Source organism: Polaribacter sp. PL03, from assembly GCF_033875165.1.
Lineage (GTDB): Bacteria > Bacteroidota > Bacteroidia > Flavobacteriales > Flavobacteriaceae > Polaribacter.
Genome location: NZ_JAWZSV010000004.1, coordinates 79,865 through 100,794, shown reverse-complemented (window position 1 = coordinate 100,794; position 20,930 = coordinate 79,865). Strand labels below are relative to the sequence as shown.

Genomic DNA, 20,930 nt, shown 5'->3' with positions numbered 1-20,930 from the left:
CTCTTTAGTTGTGGTTTTTTGTTTACATTTATCAAATGAATTTCCTAGCACATTTATATTTATCACAGAACGAGACCAATATTATGATTGGTAATTTTATTGCAGATCATATTAGAGGTAATAATTACGAAGGTTTTTCTAAAGAAATTCAGCAAGGTATATTCTTACATAGAGAAATAGACACCTTTACAGATGCACATGAAATTGTGCGTAAAAGTAAAAGACGTTTGCACGAAAGATATAGACATTACGATGGTGTAATTATCGATATTTTTTATGATTATTTCTTAGCAAAAAATTGGGACGATTATTCAGAAATTCCTTTAGATGTTTATACAGACGGTATTAATAAAATGTTTGGTGAAATATCTGACGAATTGCCTGTAAAATCTCAAAACTTCATTAAATACATGATTGAATATAACATTCTATTCAATTATAAAAATAAAGAAGGAATAACTAAGGTTTTAAACGGAATGAACGCAAGAACAAAAGGGAAATCTCAAATGAATTTAGCTATTGAAGATTTAAACTTGTTAGAAACTGAATTGGAAGAAGATTTTACCTTATTCTTTAAAGATTTAATAGCACACACAAACCAAAAGTTTAAAGAAATTAAAACTGCCCTATGAAAAAAATAATTTTAGTATTCGTATTTTCTTTATTGTTGATTAATTGTAAAACAGCAACTAAAAAAGAAAAAATTACAGGTTTAATTACTGAAAAAGCAATGGTAGTTTCTGCTAGAGAAGAAGCTTCTAAAATTGGTCTTCTTATACTTCAAAAAGGTGGAAATGCTTTTGATGCAATGGCTGCAACAGAATTAGCTTTAGCAGTTGCATATCCATACGCAGGAAATGTTGGCGGTGGTGGTTTTATGGTGTATCGTAAAAATGATGGAGAAATTGGTGCTTTAGATTATAGAGAAAAAGCACCTTTAGCAGCCTCAAAAGACATGTATTTAGATAGTGTAGGAAATGTAATTACCAGTAAAAGTAGATTGGGTGCTATGGCAGTTGGAATTCCAGGAACTATTGCAGGTGTTTTTGAAGCGCATAGAAAATTTGGAACACTTCCTATTCAGGATATATTAAAACCAGTTATTGAGTTGGCAAAACGTGGCGTAATTGTCACTAAAAAACAAGAAGATCGAATTAAAAAATATCAGCCTAAATTTAAAGAAGCTAATCAATCTTTAATTCTTTTTGATAGTGTTTGGAAAGAAAACAATGTTATAAAATATCCTGCTTTAGCAGCAACACTAGAAAGAATTTCTAAGAACGGAAGAGATGAGTTTTACAAAGGAGAAACAGCAGAACGTTTGGTAAAATTTATGCAAGCTAATGGCGGAATAATGACACTTGATGATTTGGCAAAATATGAAGCAAAATGGAGAACGCCAATTACGTTTAAATATGATGATTTAAAAGTAATTTCGATGTCTCCTCCTTCTAGTGGCGGCATTTGTTTAGCGCAAATTATGAACGGAATTGAGCCTTATGATTTAGATACTTATGGCCATAATTCTGTAAAAACAATTCAAATTATTACAGAAGCAGAAAGACGTGCGTATGCAGATAGAAGTTTCTTTTTAGGAGATCCAGATTTTGTGAAAATTCCGTTAGAAACTTTAATTTCTAAAGAATACACCAACGGAAGAATGGATGATTTTTCTTTTGATAAAGCTACCAAATCTGCAGATGTTGCTCACGGAACAATAGAAATGGTAGAAAGTGATGAAACAACACATTATTCTATTGTAGATCAATTTGGAAATGCTGTTTCTGTAACCACAACTTTAAATGGTGCGTATGGCTCTAAACTATATTGTTCGGATTTAGGTTTCTTTTTAAATAACGAAATGGACGATTTTTCTAGCAAACCAGGTGTGCCAAATATGTTTGGTTTAATTGGTGCTAAAGCAAATGAAATTGCTCCGGAAAAAAGAATGTTAAGTTCTATGACACCAACAATAGTAGAGAAAAATGGCAAACTATGGATGGTTGTTGGAACTCCTGGTGGTTCTACAATTATTACATCTGTTTTACAAACAATTTTAAATGTACACGAATTTAAAATGGGTATGCAAGAGGCTGTAAACGCAGCAAGATTTCATCATCAATGGTTGCCAGATGTAATTAAGATGGAACCTAATCAGTTTAGTAAAGAAAAAACAGATAAACTAAAAGAATTAGGTTACAAAATTAACGAGATAGATGCACTTGTTATTGGTAAAGTAGAAGGTATTTTAGTTTTACCAAACGGAAAATTAGAAGGTGGTGCAGATTATAGAGGTGATGATAAAGCGGCCGGATTTTAATATTTTTACCATTACTAAAATTAGAATATAAAAGTGTATCATTCGATTACATCAAAAAATTAATAAAATGAAAGTACAACCGTTTCACTTAGCAATTCCTGTACAGAATCTAGAAAAATGTAGAACTTTTTACAGAGATATTTTAAACTGTAAAGAAGGAAGAAGTACAGATCAATGGGTAGATTTTAATTTCTTCGGACATCAATTGGTTATTCATCAAAAAGAGGGTTATAAACCTACAGAATCTGTTACAAACCCTGTTGATGGACACGATGTTCCTGTACCGCATTTTGGCGTTGTACTAACTTGGGAAGATTGGCATTCTTTAGCAGACCGTTTAAAGACTGCAAATACTAAATTCGAAATTGCTCCTTGCATTCGTTTTAAAGGAAAAGTTGGTGAACAAGCAACCATGTTTTTTAAAGACCCAGAAAATAACGCTTTAGAGTTTAAAGCTTTTCAAGATATAAGTCAATTGTTTGCTAAATAATGCAGTTATCAGAAACTCATCTTGTTCAAAAATTAGAGAAACCTATTCGTTTTCAAGAATATGCTGTGGGTATTTTTAAAACAATTCCAACAAAATCGGGCATTAAGAAAGCTATTAAAAAAGGACTTGTTTTTATTGATGGTACTTTAGCAACAACTTCTAAATATGTTGCTGATGGAGAAAAAATAGAACTTTTTGAGTCTGAAAATTCATCTTCTTTTGAAAGATTAGAATTAGATATTGAAGTCTTGTTCGAAGATGACTATTTAGCAATTGTTTACAAACCAGCTGGTATTTTAGTAAGTGGAAATAAGTTTGTAACTATTGCAAACGGATTGTCTCAAAACTTAAAAAAAAGCACACTTTATGATGCTGTTAAGCCACAACCTATTCATCGGTTAGATTATCCCACAAGTGGACTTTTATTAATAGGAAAAACGAGTACTGCAATTGCAACATTAGGAAAACTGTTTATAGATAAGGAAATTCAGAAAACATATTTTGCGATTACAATTGGTAAAATGAAACCTGCTGGAATAATAGATCTTCTTATTGATGAAAAAAAATCGCATACAGATTTTGAAGTTTTAGAAACCGTAATATCAGAACGTTTCGAGTTTTTAAACTTTGTAAAATTACTTCCAAAAACCGGAAGAAGACATCAATTAAGAAAACATGTATTTGCAATTGGAAATCCTATTTTAGGTGATAAAGAATACTTTTTAGAAGACAAAATTTTAAACGGAAAAGGATTGTTTTTACACGCAGCAACTTTAGATTTTATACATCCGTTTACAAAAGAGAAAATTTCAATTACTAAAGAATTGCCTAAAAAGTTTGTAAAGATATTTCCTGGTTTTTAATTTTAGCACATCATTAATCAATAACATTTTAGATTATTATAAAGCCTACTAATAGTTTCTTCTTTCAAAAAATATTAATTTAGCTTCTGATTTTTTAATCTATAAAAATGAAGAAGCTTTTTAAATTTATTGGAATTCTATTATTACTTTTAATTGTTGCAGGAGGAATTTATTATTTTGTAAATAATGAACCTTTACCTGAAGGAAAACAAGGAAAAGATGCTGATGCTTTAGCTATAAAAATGTTAAATGCATTAGATAATGATGCTTATAAAAATACAGAAACTTTAGAGTGGAGTTTTAGAAATGATCATTTTTATACTTGGAACAAACAAGAAAATATTGTGCACATTTCTTGGGCGCAATACAAAGTAACTTTACATACAAATCAACCAGAAAAATCTGAAGTTTATATTGATGGCACAATTACCGACAATGCAGCATTGGTTAAACAGGCACAAGACTTTTTTAACAACGACTCTTTTTGGTTAATTGCTCCTTACAAAGTTTTTGATGTTGGTACAGAGAGACGTATTGTTAATTATAATGATAAGGATGCTTTATTAATTACCTACAAATCTGGCGGATCTACTCCTGGAGATTCTTATCTATGGATTTTAGATGACAACTACATACCTATTTCTTTTAAAATGTGGACAAGCATTATTCCTTTAGGTGGCGTTTCCGCTACCTGGTCTGATTGGAAAACTACTAAAACCGGAATAAAACTACCTACAAAACATAAACTTTCTTTATTTGGTTTAGAAATTTCGATGGGAAACGTTAGTTCTAAAAATAGTAAAGCAAACTTACTTGCTAATAAAATTCTAAAGGCAATAAAGCATGAAGCCTATAAAAAAACACGCTATCTAGAATGGAGTTTTGCTGGAAAGAGAACTTTTAAATGGGACAAAGAAAAACATATAGTAGACGTTTCTTGGGATACAATTCGTGTAAATTTAGACCCTAGAAATAGAGAAAAAAGTACTGTTTACTTCAATACTAAAAAACAAGAAGTTGCAGATACTACCATTGTAAAAAAAGCTTGGAATATTTTTAACAACGATTCTTTTTGGCTAGTTGCTCCTCATAAATTACTTGATAACGGTACAATTAAAAGTATTCATAAAGTAAACGATAAGGAAGCTTTATTAGTAAAATACACAACAGGTGGCTCTACTCCTGGTGATTCTTATTTATGGCTTTTAGATGAAAACAACATTCCAAAAAGCTATAAAATGACAGTACCAAGTATGAAAATGAAAGAAGTTTCTGCTACTTGGGACGATTGGATTACAACAGAAAGTGGTACATTACTACCAACAAATCATTCTTTTGGTAATGGTGGAGGTTTAAGCATGGGAAATGTAAAAGGATATAATTAATGAATTCTAAAATAATTTCAACAGGAATTTTAAGAGCTTTAGGAATCTTATTAGGAATCTTCCTTTTGGGTTATTTTCTCTATGCAATTCAATCTGTAATTGTTTATATAATTATTGCAGGAATCTTGTCTTTAATAGCAAGACCACTCATTCTTTTATTAAGAAGAAAATTAAAGTTTCCTAATACAATTGCTGTTGTTGCTACAATGGTTTTAATGTTAGGCTTTTTAACGGGTTTAATTTTAATGTTTATCCCTTTAGTTACAGAGCAAGGTAAGAGCTTATCTTTATTAGACGTCAACAAATTACAAGCAAACGTTCAAGAAATATTTAACCAAATAACAACTTATTTTTCATCGAAAGGAATTGATGTTTTAGGTGAGTTAAAAAACGTGAATTTCATTTCTCAATTTAAAGAAATTCCTAATTTTTTAAACTCTGTTTTAGGAGCAGTTGGTACTTTAAGTGTTGGTTTATTTTCGGTATTATTTATCTCTTTCTTTTTTATGAAAGACAGCCAATTATTAGAAAAAGGAGTGATGACTTTAATTCCTAAAGGAAATGAAAATAGATTTTCTAAATCACTAGAAACTATTAACAATCTATTATCAAGATATTTTATAGGATTGTTATTTCAGATTACAATTCTATTTGTATTATACACCATTATTTTATTAATTTTTGGTATTGATAACGCTATTGTAATTGCTTTTTTATGCGCTTTATTAAACCTAATACCATATGTTGGGCCAATGATTGGCGCTGTAATAATGTTTGTCTTATCGATGACAAGTAATATTGGACAAGATTTTCAGTCAGAAATTTTACCAACTACTATTTATGTAATGGTTGGTTATTTTATTGCACAATTAATAGATAATTTTGCGAGTCAGCCAATTATATTTTCAAAGACAACAAAATCTCATCCCTTAGAAATATTTTTAACAATTATTATTGGAGGTTTACTTTTTGGTGTTGTGGGTATGGTTACTGCAGTTCCTTTATACACGGCTCTAAAAGTAATTTTAAAGGAATTTTTAGCCGATAATAAAATAGTAAAATCATTAACCAAAGACTTATAATCTCTTTTGAATTTAGCAATTTTACGTCCAGAAATTCAGCAATTTATTACTGATAATTTAAAATCTAAAATTACAAAACTGATTTTAAAAGGGAGTCCGTTTGATGATATTTCTATACAAGAATTAGCAAATCAAATTATTGCAAAACTAAAATCTGAGCAGAAACTTTCTTCCTGGTTTAATACACAAAACATTTATTATCCAGAGAAAATAAGTATTGAGCAAACTTCTTCTGAAGTTACCGCAAATTACAAATCTACATTAGTAAAAGGAACTTCTATTATTGATATTACTGGAGGTTTTGGTGTAGATTGTTTTTATTTCTCTAAGCATTTTAAAGATGTTACACATTGTGAAATTAACGAAGATTTATCAATCATTGTAAAACACAATTACCTACAATTAAAAAAAGAAAACATTATTACTTTTTCTGGTGATGGACTTGAGTTTATAAAAAATTATAAAGCTAATTTCGATTGTATTTATATTGATCCATCTCGAAGAAACGACTTAAAAGGAAAAGTTTTTTTATTAAATGATTGTTTGCCAAACGTACCAGAAAATATTGATTTCTTATTTTCTAAAACCAATCAAATTTTAATTAAAAACTCTCCTATTTTAGATATTACAAGTACAATTAATGAACTAAAGTTTGTTAAAGAGATTCATATTGTTGCACTAAATAATGAAGTAAAAGAGTTGTTATTCTTATTAGAAAAAGAATATGATAAAGCTGTAAAAATTAAAACAATAAATATTGGTAAAAATAGTACTCAAAGTTTTAACTTTAATTATAAAGAAGAAGTAATTTCTACCTATTCGAAACCACTTACCTATTTGTACGAACCAAATGCAGCTATTTTAAAATCTGGTGGTTTTCATGAAATCTCTCATCAATTAAATATTTTTAAACTTCATCAACATTCTCATTTATATACTTCAAATGAAATAATAAATTTTCCTGGAAGAGTCTTTAAAATTGAAGAAGTTTTAAATTATGATAAGAAAAAAGTAAAGAAATTAATTCCAGAAAATAAAGCAAATATTACAATTCGAAATTTTCCTAAAACTGTAGAACAAATTCGAAAAGAAACAAAAATAAAAGACGGCGGAAGTTTGTATTTATTTTTTACAACAGATTTAGAAAATAAACGAATATGTATTTTGTGTTCTAAAATTTAATTGAAGCAAATAGATTCTTTAAGCAGTAACATTTTTATTAAATTTGTAGAGAAAGCTTAACTTTCTATTCATGCAAACATTAACATACGAAGCTTTAAAAATTAACAAAGACAACCAAACCTCTATAGAAGACGTTTTGGTTGTAGAAGCTGCACTACAAATAAACATTAATAAAGAGCCTTATACTGTTGTTATGAGAACACCAGACAATGATATAGAACTAATTAGAGGTTTATTGTTTGCAGAAGATATTTATAAAAATAGTATCAATTTTAAAAATGAAATAGATAAAGAAGACAACGGTATTCCTTCAATTATAAACATTACAATTTCTAAAGAACTTTTAGGAAAAGGGTATTTAAATAAGAGAACATTACTTTCTGTTTCTTCATGTGGCATTTGTGGTAAAAAAGAATTAAAAGATATTGAATTATCTGGAGACAAATTAAGTTCTAAACCTATTTTATCATCAGCAATAATTCATAAAATGTTTATAGAAATGTATACTCATCAAGAAACTTTTAAAAGTACGGGTGGTAGTCATGCTGCAGCCATTTTTAATAAAAAAAACGAACTTCTAACCTTAAAAGAAGACATTGGCAGACACAATGCAGTAGATAAAACTGTAGGCTATTTATTGCAAAAAAATGCATTAAAAAGCGCCAATTACCTATTGGTAAGCGGTAGAGTTTCTTACGAAATTGTGTCTAAAGCTTTTATTGCTAAAATACCTATAATAATTGCAGTTTCTGGTTGCTCTTCTTTAGCTGTAGACTTTGCAAAAGAATTTGGTATTTGTCTAATTGGTTTTACCAGAGAAAATAAAATGACCATCTACGCGAATCCTTCTTACATAAAAAATAACTAAACTATGTCTCAAAAAATAAATGCACAACCACCAGAAAAATTAACAGGAATTAAATTAAAAGAAATTCCACATTCTGCTGTTGGTGTTAAAGCAATCGTTTCTGCTTTAACGCATATTAAAGATGAAGTTGGTATAATAAATGGAATTCGTTTATTAAAAAACTTAAATCAAAAAGATGGTTTTGATTGCCCTGGTTGTGCGTGGCCAGATCCTGATGCAAAACGTGCTTTTTTAGCAGAATACTGCGAAAATGGTGCAAAAGCAGTTGCAGAGGAAGCTACTAAAAATAAAGTTTCTTCTTTATTTTTTGCCACACATTCTGTTGCAGAACTTTCTAAATTATCTGATTATGAAATTGGTAAAAGCGGACGAATAACACAACCAATGTACTTGCCAGAAGGAAAAGATAATTACGAAGAAATATCTTGGGAAGCTGCCTTTTCTATTATTGGTAAAGAATTAAATACTTTAGAATCGCCAGACGAAGCTATTTTTTATACTTCTGGAAGAACAAGTAACGAAGCTGCTTTTTTGTATCAATTATTTGTGCGCCAATTTGGTACAAATAATTTACCAGACTGTTCTAATATGTGTCATGAATCTAGTGGTAGTGCACTTTCTGAAACTCTAGGAATAGGAAAAGGTTCTGTTACTTTAGAAGATTTCGATCATGCAGATTTGGTAATTGTTATGGGGCAAAATCCAGGAACAAATCATCCTAGAATGTTAACTGCTTTAGGAGAAACTAAAAAAAATGGTGGTAAAATAATTACCGTTAATCCATTACCAGAAGTTGGTTTAATGAATTATAAAGATCCTCAAAACCCATTAAAATGGATTGGTAAAGGACAAGATTTAACAGATTTATTTTTACAAGTGAAAATTAATGGAGACGTTGCTTTGTTAAAAATCATTTTAAAATTAATGAAAGAAAAAGAATTAGAAAGTCCTGGAAGTGTTTTTAATCATAATTTTATTAATGAAAAAACTTCTGGTCTTGAAGAAATGTTAGCCGATTTAGATCGTTTTTCAATTGAAGAACTTCTTCCTGAAACCGGAATTTCAATTGACAAAATTAGAGAAGCAACAGCGCTTATCATTAATAATGAAAAAATTATTATTTGTTGGGCAATGGGTTTAACACAACATAAAAATGCGGTAGATAATATTCGTGAATTAGTAAATATTTTATTACTAAAAGGAAGTATTGGTAAAAAAGGAGCTGGAACTTGCCCTGTTCGTGGGCATTCTAATGTTCAAGGAGATAGAACAATGGGGATTTGGGAAAAGCCACCAACTTCATTTTTAGATAGTTTAGATAAAGAATTTAATTTTAAAGCCCCTAGAAAACATGGTTTAGATGTTGTAGATTCTATAGAAGCAATGCATAAGAAAAAAGCAAAAGTTTTTGTTGGAATGGGTGGTAATTTTGTTTCTGCAACACCAGATACAGAGTTTACAGCAGATGCTTTAAGAAACTGTAAATTAACGGTTCAAATTTCTACCAAATTAAATAGAAGTCATTTAATTCATGGTAAAAAAGCTTTAATTTTACCTTGTTTAGGGCGTTCAGAAAAAGATATTCAGTCTTCTGGAGAACAATTTATTACTGTAGAAAATTCTATGGGAGTTGTACATCAATCTCACGGACATTTAGAACCTCATTCTAAAAAACTATTAAGTGAAACGGCAATTGTTGCTGGTTTAGCAAATGCTACCTTAAAAAACACTACAACAAACTGGACTGCATTAGCGGCTAATTACGATCTAATTCGAAATAAAATTGAAGCAACAATTCCTGGTTTTAATAATTATAATAAACGTGTTCGTATAAAAGGTGGTTTCTATTTACCAAATAATGCAAGAGAAAACAACTTCTCTCCTACTGCTACAGGAAAAGCAAATTTTACGTTAAATAAACCATCTGATTTAGAGCTAGAAAAGAATCAATTTATAATGATGACAATTAGAACTCACGACCAATACAATACTACTATTTATGGTTTGGATGATAGATATAGAGGCATTTTAAATGAAAGAAGAGTTGTTTTTATGAATGCAGATGACATGAAGGAACAAAACTTAAAACAGTTAGATTTAGTAGATTTAACAAGTCATTTTAATAATGAAAAAAGAGTTGCGAAAGGTTTTTTAGTAATAAGCTATAACATTCCTAAACAATGTACAGCCACTTACTTTCCTGAAGCAAATGTTTTAGTTCCTCTTAAAAGTGTTGCTAAAATTAGTAATACGCCTACTTCTAAAACAGTTATTATTAGTATTGAGAAAAGATAATTTATATTTGTAAAATCTTAAAAAAAATATACTTGTGAGAAATTCATTTCTTTTTATTTTAGTAATTCTATGCAGTTCTTTTTTAGTTGCACAAACAGGAAGTATTCCAGAGATGAAAACTCAAAAAGGGTTTATAAAAGTAGATTATTTATCTATTAATATGCCACAAGTAGAAATACCAAATGAATCTAATATGGGGTTCTCTGGTATTCATTATAATATTTTTTTAAATGAATCTTTTTATACCGGTGTAGGTATTTACGGATCTATATCTGGTGAAAGAGGCGGTTTTTTTACTTTAGGTGTAAATGCAGGATACAAAAAATATTTAAATAAAAAATTATATATAGACACTGGTTTCCATTTTGGTGGCGGTGGTGGCGCTGGTGCACCAGACGGTGGTGGTGCATTTATATTACCTCATTTAAATTTAGGTTATAATTTTAACCATTTTTCATTAAATACTGGTTGGAGTTATGTTAACTTTTTTGATGATGGGCTAATTAGAGGAAATCAATTAAACGTTGCTTTAGAAATTCCTTTAGACTTTAATTACGCTAATTATAAAAACGTCGAAAAAACATTTTCTTTAGAATCATTAAAAAATTCTTCTTGGAACAAAGCAACTAAAAGAACTTCATTTATGGTTCATTTAAATAATTTAAAAGTTCTAAGTGAAGCAAATGCAACTACCGGAGAAGTCTTAAAAGGAAAAACAATAAGACTTGCTGGTTTTGAGTTTGCTAATTATTTATCTGAAAATTGGTTTGCTTTCTTAAAGGTTGATGGTGCTTACAGCGGAATTAGAGCTGGTTATATGGATGTTCTTTTAGGAGCTGGTTACAATTTATCATTCAATAAAAACAGAACAAACATTTTAGCTAAATTTGGTATTGGTGCTGGTGGTGGTGGTGGTGTAGATTCTAAAGGAGGCTTTTTATTATACCCAGATATTTCTATTGAACAACAAATTTTTGATGACATTTACATTTCTCTTAATAAAGGATATTTATTAACTCCTAATCAACATTTTTCTACCTCAACTTTTGGTGTGGGATTAAAGTATTACGTAGAAAGAAATGGAACTTTTTCTAATGAAACTGCTTTTAACAAAGGAAAATTTAAGGGTATTGAAGTAATCATAAAACAAGACTGGTACTTTAATGCGAAAAGAATGGAGAACCCAACTGAAGACATGCATCAAATATCGCTTCAAGTTAATTTAGACTTAAATAAACACCTCTTTTTAGCAGGACAAACCTCGTTTGCTAATTTTGGAGATGCAGGTGCTTATGCTGAAGGTCTTGTTGGTTTAGGTGTAAGAACAAATAACATTTTAAATACAAATGCGTCCCTTTTTACACAAATTTTAGCAGGAGCTGCTGGCGGTGGAAATATAAGTACAGGTGAAGGCCTTATTATTAAACCAAGTGTAGGTGTAGATTATCAACTAAATAATACGCTAAGTTTAAGAAGTGCTATTGGCTATGTAAAAGCTAAAGGTGGTGCTCTAAGCAACCCATTTCTTAACTTTGGAATAAAATATAATTTCACTTTTTTAAATATGAAATAATTTTACGTACATTTGTATTATCAACTAGAAATAGCTGATGTCTCCCTAAAAAATTATAATAACCATCAAAAAATGTTTGTACTTTTTGTACAATCAATGTTAATTATAATACAATTAAAGCACCCTAACTTTATATGTATTTTGTACTATTATTTTAATAGTTTCAGAAAACTAAAGTTTACCCCTCTAAAAAGTTAACTTCTGAAGTTAAATAATAGTTTTTATTAGAATTTATAAAAATTATTTTATTATGAAAAAAGGTTTATTAGTCTTAGCGTTTATAGGGATATTACTTACTAGTTGTAAACCAGTAAAAACAGAATTAGAACATTACGAATCTAACAGATCTGTTGTTGAAAAAGAATTTCCGAATTACCATATAACATCATTTAGACAATTTAGCTATGTTTTTCAAGTTTCAAACCCAGAACATGTAATTAAAGTAACTTTAGATGACGCTAAAATTATTAAGAAAGATACTTTAACCGTATTTACTAAAGTAACAAAAAGATAAATATTACTCTTATAAATTATATAAAAAAGAGCAACCAAATTAATTGGTTGCTCTTTTTTTATAATATCTATTGTAAAAAATAAAAGTTTTTACATACATTTTTATGTTACTCTTTATTATTTACTAGTATTTTTAAATGCTAATTTGTACTAGGCATTTCAAATATATTTAGGTGCTTTTTTAGTATTCCTGAGGGTGTTTGTTTTGTCTCATCAAAAATTCTAGTATCACCAAATAATATAAAACTATCTCTTGCTCTAGATACAGCTACATTTAGCATGTTAGGTTTATTATCTCTATCGAAAAACAACACTCCTTCATCCTCATTACTATAAACAGAACTAAATAAAACAATATTACGTTCTGCTCCTTGAAGCGCATGTACAGTTCCTAATTTTATATCATTAACTTTAAAGCCAGATGCTATTAAAGCTTTAGAAAGTTCTGTTTTCTGACTTGCAAATGGTGTAATTATACCCAAAATACTTTCAATAGAATCTACATTGTACGCTTTTTCTATGTTTTCTTTATACGTATTAAGCCATAAAATTATTGCTTTAACTTCATTTATATTATGGCGACTATTAAATTTACGTTCACTAAAACCCTCTATATTATATGCCATCATAGAAGGAAATATTTGATCTTTATGCGCTTTCCCTTTCATAGGTTTTAGAATACCATCATAGGCTAATTCATTACAAAAACCAATAATCTCATCATTACATCTTCTATGTTCTAATAATAGCAAACCATTTTGTTTTTTTGTAACTAATGGTGTTTCATATTCACAAGCATTTTGAGCCATTTTCATGATACTTCCACTTGAGGCTAAAAAACCTATTTCATTTAAATATTCTATTTGAGATTGATTTGTAATAATATTTTGATCGTTTAAATTTCCATAATCAATCTTTGCAGGAATAGACCAAATAGGTTCTATCTGCTTTAAATCTCCAACAACAATTGCTTTTTGTGCTAATGAAAATATAGGTATACTAACTTCTGGTGTTACTTGGCCTGCTTCATCAATAATTAATAAATCTAAAAAATTAAATAAGGGTAAATATTCGAAAACAGGTTTACCTTCTTCATTTTCACCTTGAAATTGGCTAAACAAAAAATGTGTTGGAGCAGTGTATAAAGTTGCTACAAAACAAGGCGTTAGCATCGCTCTGCGCTTCCATCTTGCTATTACTGTTTTTTCACCAGTTCCTTTTTCAGTTTCGTTTTCTAATACATCTTCTGTTTCTAAAATCCATCTTGCTTCCCAATAATGAGTAGCTAATAAAAAAGCTTTATGACGTAAACTTAAATCTATCTCATCATAAAAAAAACGGTGTGATTTATCTTCAGACTCCATTTTTTCATATTCAAACTCCCACATTTGTTCTTCAGAAATAAAAGGATAGCCCGTAATATTATTTTGATGTTTCCAGTTTTTTAATTTTAAGTTTGATGATAAAGCTAAATTAAGATCTGCAATACATTTTTTTATAAAAACGAGTGCAGTACTATTATTAGTAAGCATTTCTTTATTAACGATAAAAAGGTGTTCTGAATCTGTGCTATTTTCTTCTAAATCAATTTTAAAATAACGTTTAATTTCATTGATAAATTTCTCTTCTTTAGAATATGTTTTTATCTTAGTTATAATCGTTCTCCATTCTTGGAGTTTTAAAATTTGGATTGCATTTTTTTTAATATGATTTTTCTCATGAAGCAGTAAATTATTCACTTTTTCAATAGAAATTAAATAGTTTTGAGATATCTGAACCCCTTCAATTAAGTTATCTTCTATCACTGTAATTTCTTCTTGAAGATGCTCGCAAGCATCTTCTAAAGACTCAGCATTAAAACCAAAATAATCTGCATATTTATTAAAATAAAAATGTTTGGCATCTAACAAATAATCTTCGTTTTCTAGATCACATAAGGTACCTTCATTACCAAACATATTCCCTTTTAGGTAATTTATATTTTTTAAAGATTTTTCACTTTTAGAGTTAGAAGGTAAATAAGTCGCGTACCCATTAAAACCAGGAATCCAACGTTCTGCTAAATTGCCCATATTACTTTTAGAATTTATAAAACTATCTATAATATTTGTTACTGCTTGGTTGTTTGTAGAACATGCTAAAATAACTGGTGCATCTTCTCCTTTAATAGCTGCTCTAACAACTTCTGTTGCTACTAGGCTTTGTAATAAAGTTGTTTTCCCTGTTCCTGGAGGTCCGTTTACTGCAGTTATCGCATTTTCTTCTGCAGTAAAATAAGATAATAACGTTTTCCTTTGACTAATAGAAAGAGGGAATTCATTAGACATTTGGCCTAAATGTAACTGATTATAATCTAGAAAACCTTTGTCTGTAATTGGATCTCTTCTCTCTCTATTTCTTGGGTTTATTATTTTTGAAATTAACGGAAGTTCATCTGTAGTATTTATTAAATTTTCATAAAGAAAGAGAATACTTTTTGCTGCTGATATTTTAGAACTCCTTGCAAAGTAGGTAACTTTATGATTCGTTTTATATCCGTCTGCTCTATAACTATCGATATTCCCTCCTGTAATTTCTAAAAAAACAACACTAATATAATCCCAATAAGAACCCCATTGTATTTCTTCTTCCTCTCCTTCTCCTATAGGTTTCTCTATGTCTCTTGCTGTTGAAATGGTTTCTATTGAAGAGAAAATAAAATCATTTCCAACCTCTGCTATTGGATCTAAATAATTACGAACTATTAATGGAAAAATTTCTCTAGGAACTGATAACTGACCTAAACGATTTACTCTAGCAGTTACCCAAAATGGATAAATTGTTTTTTGTTTAAAGTTTGCATCATTAGACTCAAAATCTAATTGAAAAGGTGCTATTATAATTTCTGCGTCAAATACTTTATGCCAATTCGCACTCTCTTTTTTTGTTACTCCCTTTAGCCTATTAATTCTTCTTTCTTCTAGATCTAGAAGTTCTTCTGCATTTTTCGAATTAATGGCTGCTGCACCTAAATCGCAATAATTTTGATTAAATAAATTTTTAATTCTAGAAATGTCTACAGCTAAATTTTCACTATCAGTTAAACTATTTTTATAATAATTTAACCAGTTTTTTATGTTGCTCATATATTTCTTTAGAATTCGTAGTTAATAGGTTAAAACAAAAAAATTGAGCGCGAATATATAACTTTTAGATGCTTATTCTTGTTGCTTTATGTACCATTATTAATTGAAGAAATAAGAAAAAATCGTTAATTATTGAAAGTTAAGCAATTAATTTGAAAGTTCTGTAATTTCATTTTTTGTAATAATTATTTAAGAAGAGTTTCACTTCTGTACAACTGCGCTTTTATGAATTTAATAAATCACTTAAGTTAACTCTTTAGCGATAAAACCTTTTCTACTTTTGGTTGATATAACTTCTATATTAGTAGTGCTATAAAGTAGATTAAAATAATACTTACCTTCTTTTTGAGTTTACTTAAATTAGAGAGATCTAAAAACATTAGTATGTTTTTATCGTTGATTTATAAGACAAAAACACCACCAAATTCTAACATTATTGTTTACTTGGTAATATACTTTTGCTTTATCTTTAAACCTGGTTCATCATATTTATTCAATTGCTTAAATAATTCTGATTGCATCATTTTAGCAATAGTTGTATATTTTTTATTATAATAAAAGTTAATCAACTCGTCTGGATCTTCTTGTAAATCGAATAAATAAGGCTTTTCTTTTTTATCAATTACCAATTTATACCTATTATTTACTGCAGAAACCCACCATCCACCAGATTTAGCGAAATACGTAATTCTATCACTATTTACTTCTTTCTTATTATTTGTAAAATCATCTGAAGTATCTAATCCATGAAATTTTGCATCAGTTGCTACATCCATTAAACTTAAAATAGTTGGTGTAAAATCTACATTTGTATATGCCGTATTTATTACTTTTCCTTTAGGAATTTTATTAGGATAGCGAATTAAAAACGGAATTCTTGCAGAACCTTCATAAGGCACTCCTTTGTTACGTCTGTTATGTTCAAAAAACATATCTCCATGATCTGATGTAAATATTACAATAGTATTTTCTTTTAAATTATTCGCTTCTAAAAATTGAAGAATTCTTCCAACAGAATCATCAATATGGCTTACCATTCCAAAATACTGTTTTAGTGCGTCTTTTTCTTTGGAAAAATCCTTTTTCCCTTGCGCTTCATTATTTCCGCCTTTTCCCCAAGAAGGCTTTATTGCATTGTATTTTGATGCCATTGTTATGGGAGCTTCAATTTTTAAACCATCATACATGGTATTATATGGTGGTTTTGCAAAATCTGGTGTGTGAGGATCTGGAATAGAAAGCATTATTGCAAAAGGTTTACTTTTATCACGTTCTAAAATCTCTAGAGTTTTATCTGTAAAAAAATCAGTTGCATGAATCACTTTTTCTTGCGGTAATTTAGCAGCAACTTTCTCGTTTACTCCTTTAAACTTATCCTTGGTAACATAAAAATATGGTGCATGTCCACCTTTCATCATATATCTATTATCTTCAAAACCTGCTTTGTATTTAACACCAAAAGCATATTTATCATGACCTGCCAAATGCCATTTACCAACATAAGAAGTCGCATAGCCTTGGTCTTTTAAAATGGTTGCAAAAGTAGGTACATCTTCACTAATGTGTAATCCGTTTTTTGGTGCACCAGTTGCTTGCGGATACAGACCCGTAACCAAAGAAGCTCTCGAAGGTGTACAAACTGGCGAAGCACAATAATAACTTGTTGCAATAGCACCTTCATCTGCCAATTTATCGATATTTGGAGTTTTGGTATTGTTCCCTTTTCCCCAAACAAAAGCTTGCTCTTCAGATAATAATTTTTGATACGCGCTTATGGTTCTAAAATTATGTTCATCTGTGTGAATAATAATTAAATTTGGTTTTTCTATTTCCTTTTTTTCTAATGAAGATTTATTTTTACTTTGATTTGAAGCCTTCTGTGGACTTGAACAATTTGTCAAAAAGAAAACTAAAACTAAGGTTAAAGTGGTTGCTGCTTTTATTTTCATATTATCTTATTTAAGAATTTTATTTAATTCATTTCTAAAGCTTTTTAACACTTCTTTATTTGATGATTTACTTGCAATATTTACCCATTCATTTGGGTCTACTCTATGGTCATACAATTCTTCAAAACCACCTGGGTAAATTATATATCTGTAATTTTTATTTCTTAATGAATGTAATCCTTTTGCTTTAGAAGTTAGTATAAACTCTTTAACTTCTTTATTAGGGTTTTTTACTAAAGAATATATACTTTCCCCTTCTAATTCTTTGTTTTTAGGAAGGTTAGCCATTTCTACTAAAGTTGGATACACATCTAACAAAGAAACCAAAGAAGTACTTACTTTACCAGTACCATCTCTTGGATCAAAAATTAACAAAGGTGTTTTTGCAGAACGTTCCCACAATACATTTTTAGACCAATGTTCTTTTTCTCCTAAATGATAGCCATGATCTCCCATTAAAACAATAATAGTGTTTTTTGCGTACTTACTTTCTTTTAAACCATTTAACAAATGTCCAACACACGCATCTGCAAAAGAAATATTTGCCATGTATGCTCTAACAGCTTCTTTCCATTTCCCATTATCTAACACAGATTTATGTACAGCACTTTTCACCATATTTTGTCCCATTTTACCAACATCATCTAAATCATTTTGTATTATTTCTGGAATCTCTATTTCATTCAACTTGTATAAATCAAAATACTTTTTGGGTGCAAACCAAGGCAAGTGTGGTCTAAAAACTCCACAAGCTAAAAAGAAAGGTTTCTCATGTTTTTCTTGTAAAAATTTAGCAGCATAATCTGCAGATTTAAAATCCTCATTATCTTCTAAAGGAACATCTACGGCAAACCAATCGAAAGATTTTTTAAAAGAACCTTTAATTCCATATTTCTTAAGATTTAACCCATGAGATTGTCTGTCTTTTTTATCAGGAAAAGCACCACCTAAACCACCTTTTCTTTCTTGTTGAAAAGAGCCTGGGTCACTACCTTCTTTTGGTTCTTTAGCTTTTCCTCTTGGACTATGAAATATTTTTCCTGCGGCTGCAGTCTTGTAGCCATTTTTCTCAAAATACTGTGGAATTGTTACTGTATTTTCAAAACCTTTTTGCTTTCTAAAAACTTCTGAATTACCATATACTTTAGTTGTAGATGGTCTATAACCTGTCATAATACTTGTTCTAGAAGGATTGCATAAAGGAGCAGAACAATAAGCATTCTTAAAAATAGTACTGTTAGCTGCAAGTGCATCAATATTTGGTGTTTTTGTTTGTAAATTACCACCAAAAGCACCAACCCAATCATTTAAATCATCTACCATAATGAATAGTACATTTGGTTTTTCTGATGAATTTTGACCTGTAATTTGTAGTGAAACTACTAGAGTAAAAAAGAAGATTATATACTTAAAACGAAGCTTCATATGTGTTATTTTTTTAACTTAAACTAAGTTAAAATATATTGTTTTAAGTGAAGTGTTTATAGATTCAAACAATGTAAGTATGCGTAAAACTTTTTTGTTATTGAGTGTTTTAGGTTTAAAATCGTTTAATTTAAGAATAGGAATAACATTTTAGCAAAAGCAGTTCCTAACTTTAGTTGACCTTCTGTATTATAATGTAAATTATCTTTATGTTTAGAATAATCTAACCATTTATTATCCATAGACGTTTTAACAATTGCAACATTATCATCAATATCTGCAACAGTTAACATTGCATTTCTAACTTGACTAGGACCTATTTTATATTTTCTTGGAAGCACATTTATTTGTCCGATTATAAAGGGCATTTTTTCATCAAATTCTTTTCTATAACCTTTTATTAATTTTTGAAGATTATTTTGATAACTTGTAGCTGTAACTTCTTTGTTAGTATCACTTTCTCCCTGCATCCAAAGTAATCCTAAAACCCTATAAGTTTTGTCTTCTTTTTTTAATTTTTGAAGTTCATTCTTTATATTATTAAGGTGTAAAGTAAACAGTTTTAGCTTTTGTCTAACTTCTCCACGTTCTGCAAAAACTGCTTTTTCTTGTGTCCAATCTGTATTCCAAGCACCATATAAAGAAGTACCGCCAACTGCTTTTTTTATCAGCAAATAATGTTGCTTTGGGTTTGCTTCTGCTAATAATAAACCAACCATTAATTCTGGCCCAAACTGTTTTGTAAAAGAAGAAAGTGGTTTTGCTTTTTCATTAGAATTATCTGAAGTACCTAATCGAACTCTATCTGAAACTTTTTTAATTCTCTCTTTAACCTCGATGCTCAATTCGCTAGAAACACCTCTACCAACCATATTAGATTGACCTGCTAATAATACAATATGCACATCTTCTTGAGCAAAAAAAGCAACACTTAAAAATAGACTAAAAACAAAAAATAGTTGTTTCATTTTACTGTTCTAAAAAAATAATTAATTGGTTTGCAAACGCAATTCCTAATCTTTTTTGACCTTCTGTATTGTAATGTACATTGTCTAAATGCTTTGGATAATCTGACCAACTTTTATCTGTGTTCGTTTTAATCAAAAAAGTGTTTTTATTTTTTTTTGAAGCAATTTCCATTTGTTTCCTAACTGTTTCTGCGCCATTTTTAACTCCGTATCTAGAATTTATTTGTCCGAATACAAAAGGCATATACATCTCATTAAAAGTGGTTCTATATTTCTTTATTAATTTTTCGAGATTTTCTGCATACATATTTGCTGCTTTCTCTAAAACCGCATCATTTTCACCTTGCATCCAAGTTAAACCTATAATTTTAAAAGACTTCCCTTTTTCTTTTAAAATACTTAAATTTTGGTTGATTAAATCGATATGTTGTTTTACTAAATTCCAGCTTTGTTTTTTATCTCCTTTTTCTATTTCTTTTGCTTTTTCTAAACTCCAATTAGGGTTCCAAGCACCATACAAAGCAGTACCTCCTTTTGCATGTTTTATCAACAAAAATTCTTTCTGCGGATATTTTTCTGCCAAGGTTAATCCTATTAATAATTCTGGTCCAAATCGTTTTGTAAAATCATATTTTTTACTTGGTTTATTTTTATAGTAAGACAACGGTTTTTGTTTTGTGTTCGATTGACTAATAAAAACTCTATTAGCCACTTTTTCCACTCTTTCTTTTATAGAATCGTCTAATTCATCATAATTACCTGCACCAGCCATATTAGATTGTCCTGCTAATAAAACCACTTGAATTGCATTTTTATCTTCTTGTGCTATTATTTTTGAAGTTGAGCAAGAATAAAATCCTATCAAACAAAATAAAAAAATAAAATTTCTCAT

The 20,930-nt window shown here is 29.3% G+C and carries 16 protein-coding genes; 11 read left to right on the top strand and 5 right to left on the bottom strand.

From position 1 onward, the window contains the following. Positions 1-83: 83 nt before the first annotated feature. The 11 genes from SHK09_RS09225 (at position 84) to SHK09_RS09175 (ending at position 12,572) form a co-directional block, all read left to right on the top strand. Entirely contained in the window at positions 84-632 is a 549-nt protein-coding gene (locus SHK09_RS09225; RefSeq protein ID WP_319810875.1) for an acyl carrier protein phosphodiesterase, read from the top strand. Next, entirely contained in the window at positions 629-2,320 is a 1,692-nt protein-coding gene (ggt, locus tag SHK09_RS09220) for a gamma-glutamyltransferase (RefSeq protein ID WP_319810489.1), read from the top strand. Before SHK09_RS09225 ends, ggt begins: the two co-directional genes overlap by 4 nt. 67 nt (positions 2,321-2,387) lie before the next feature. After that, the gene (locus SHK09_RS09215) at positions 2,388-2,810 is read left to right on the top strand and encodes a VOC family protein (protein ID WP_319810488.1); all 423 of its coding nucleotides are present in this window, start codon (positions 2,388-2,390) and stop codon (positions 2,808-2,810) included. Next, positions 2,810-3,673 (top strand): RluA family pseudouridine synthase, encoded by an 864-nt coding sequence (locus SHK09_RS09210; RefSeq protein ID WP_319810487.1) that lies wholly within the window; start codon positions 2,810-2,812, stop codon positions 3,671-3,673. The genes SHK09_RS09215 and SHK09_RS09210 overlap by 1 nt, the downstream gene beginning before the upstream one ends. A 107-nt stretch (positions 3,674-3,780) precedes the next feature. Further along, on the top strand, positions 3,781-5,058 hold the full coding sequence (locus tag SHK09_RS09205) for a hypothetical protein (protein WP_319810486.1): 1,278 nt from the start codon (positions 3,781-3,783) through the stop codon (positions 5,056-5,058). Next, positions 5,058-6,140 (top strand): AI-2E family transporter, encoded by a 1,083-nt coding sequence (locus SHK09_RS09200; RefSeq protein WP_319810485.1) that lies wholly within the window; start codon positions 5,058-5,060, stop codon positions 6,138-6,140. Before SHK09_RS09205 ends, SHK09_RS09200 begins: the two co-directional genes overlap by 1 nt. 6 nt (positions 6,141-6,146) lie before the next feature. Then, complete coding sequence (locus tag SHK09_RS09195) at positions 6,147-7,322, top strand: class I SAM-dependent methyltransferase (protein WP_319810484.1); 1,176 nt, start codon at positions 6,147-6,149, stop codon at positions 7,320-7,322. A 70-nt stretch (positions 7,323-7,392) separates the two neighbouring features. Further along, complete coding sequence (gene fdhD / locus SHK09_RS09190) at positions 7,393-8,190, top strand: formate dehydrogenase accessory sulfurtransferase FdhD (protein ID WP_319810483.1); 798 nt, start codon at positions 7,393-7,395, stop codon at positions 8,188-8,190. Between the two features lie 3 nt (positions 8,191-8,193). Continuing rightward, positions 8,194-10,485 (top strand): FdhF/YdeP family oxidoreductase, encoded by a 2,292-nt coding sequence (locus SHK09_RS09185; protein ID WP_319810482.1) that lies wholly within the window; start codon positions 8,194-8,196, stop codon positions 10,483-10,485. A gap of 34 nt (positions 10,486-10,519) precedes the next feature. Next, the gene (locus SHK09_RS09180) at positions 10,520-12,058 is read left to right on the top strand and encodes a hypothetical protein (protein ID WP_319810481.1); all 1,539 of its coding nucleotides are present in this window, start codon (positions 10,520-10,522) and stop codon (positions 12,056-12,058) included. A gap of 250 nt (positions 12,059-12,308) precedes the next feature. After that, a complete protein-coding gene (locus SHK09_RS09175; protein WP_319810480.1) occupies positions 12,309-12,572 on the top strand; it encodes a hypothetical protein in 264 nt (87 codons plus the stop codon). Between the two features lie 139 nt (positions 12,573-12,711). Here the strand turns inward: SHK09_RS09175 and SHK09_RS09170 are convergent, their stop codons facing one another. The 5 genes from SHK09_RS09170 to SHK09_RS09150 all read right to left on the bottom strand — a co-directional run bounded on the left by SHK09_RS09170 (position 12,712) and on the right by SHK09_RS09150 (position 20,930). Beyond that, entirely contained in the window at positions 12,712-15,696 is a 2,985-nt protein-coding gene (locus SHK09_RS09170; protein ID WP_319810479.1) for a DEAD/DEAH box helicase, read from the bottom strand. 440 nt (positions 15,697-16,136) lie between these two features. Continuing rightward, positions 16,137-17,645, bottom strand: coding sequence for a sulfatase (locus tag SHK09_RS09165; protein WP_319810478.1), 1,509 nt, complete (start codon positions 17,643-17,645; stop codon positions 16,137-16,139). Between the two features lie 6 nt (positions 17,646-17,651). Further along, positions 17,652-19,070, bottom strand: a complete 1,419-nt coding sequence (locus tag SHK09_RS09160; protein ID WP_319810477.1) for a sulfatase — start codon at positions 19,068-19,070, stop codon at positions 17,652-17,654. A gap of 125 nt (positions 19,071-19,195) precedes the next feature. Next, on the bottom strand, positions 19,196-20,038 hold the full coding sequence (locus SHK09_RS09155) for a sialate O-acetylesterase (protein ID WP_319810476.1): 843 nt from the start codon (positions 20,036-20,038) through the stop codon (positions 19,196-19,198). Between the two features lies 1 nt (position 20,039). Further along, positions 20,040-20,930 (bottom strand): sialate O-acetylesterase, encoded by an 891-nt coding sequence (locus tag SHK09_RS09150; RefSeq protein ID WP_319810475.1) that lies wholly within the window; start codon positions 20,928-20,930, stop codon positions 20,040-20,042.

Excerpts from the sequence above, each read along its gene's own strand:
- SHK09_RS09215 (WP_319810488.1), top strand. The coding sequence starts at position 2,388 with ATGAAAGTACAACCGTTTCACTTAGCAATTCCTGTACAGAATCTAGAA.
- SHK09_RS09225 (WP_319810875.1), top strand. The coding sequence starts at position 84 with ATGATTGGTAATTTTATTGCAGATCATATTAGAGGTAATAATTACGAA.
- SHK09_RS09210 (WP_319810487.1), top strand. The coding sequence starts at position 2,810 with ATGCAGTTATCAGAAACTCATCTTGTTCAAAAATTAGAGAAACCTATT.
- SHK09_RS09155 (WP_319810476.1), bottom strand. The coding sequence starts at position 20,038 with ATGAAACAACTATTTTTTGTTTTTAGTCTATTTTTAAGTGTTGCTTTT.
- SHK09_RS09205 (WP_319810486.1), top strand. The coding sequence starts at position 3,781 with ATGAAGAAGCTTTTTAAATTTATTGGAATTCTATTATTACTTTTAATT.
- ggt (WP_319810489.1), top strand. The coding sequence starts at position 629 with ATGAAAAAAATAATTTTAGTATTCGTATTTTCTTTATTGTTGATTAAT.
- SHK09_RS09160 (WP_319810477.1), bottom strand. The coding sequence starts at position 19,070 with ATGAAGCTTCGTTTTAAGTATATAATCTTCTTTTTTACTCTAGTAGTT.
- SHK09_RS09170 (WP_319810479.1), bottom strand. The coding sequence starts at position 15,696 with ATGAGCAACATAAAAAACTGGTTAAATTATTATAAAAATAGTTTAACT.
- fdhD (WP_319810483.1), top strand. The coding sequence starts at position 7,393 with ATGCAAACATTAACATACGAAGCTTTAAAAATTAACAAAGACAACCAA.
- SHK09_RS09175 (WP_319810480.1), top strand. The coding sequence starts at position 12,309 with ATGAAAAAAGGTTTATTAGTCTTAGCGTTTATAGGGATATTACTTACT.
- SHK09_RS09200 (WP_319810485.1), top strand. The coding sequence starts at position 5,058 with ATGAATTCTAAAATAATTTCAACAGGAATTTTAAGAGCTTTAGGAATC.
- SHK09_RS09165 (WP_319810478.1), bottom strand. The coding sequence starts at position 17,645 with ATGAAAATAAAAGCAGCAACCACTTTAACCTTAGTTTTAGTTTTCTTT.
- SHK09_RS09185 (WP_319810482.1), top strand. The coding sequence starts at position 8,194 with ATGTCTCAAAAAATAAATGCACAACCACCAGAAAAATTAACAGGAATT.
- SHK09_RS09150 (WP_319810475.1), bottom strand. The coding sequence starts at position 20,930 with ATGAGAAATTTTATTTTTTTATTTTGTTTGATAGGATTTTATTCTTGC.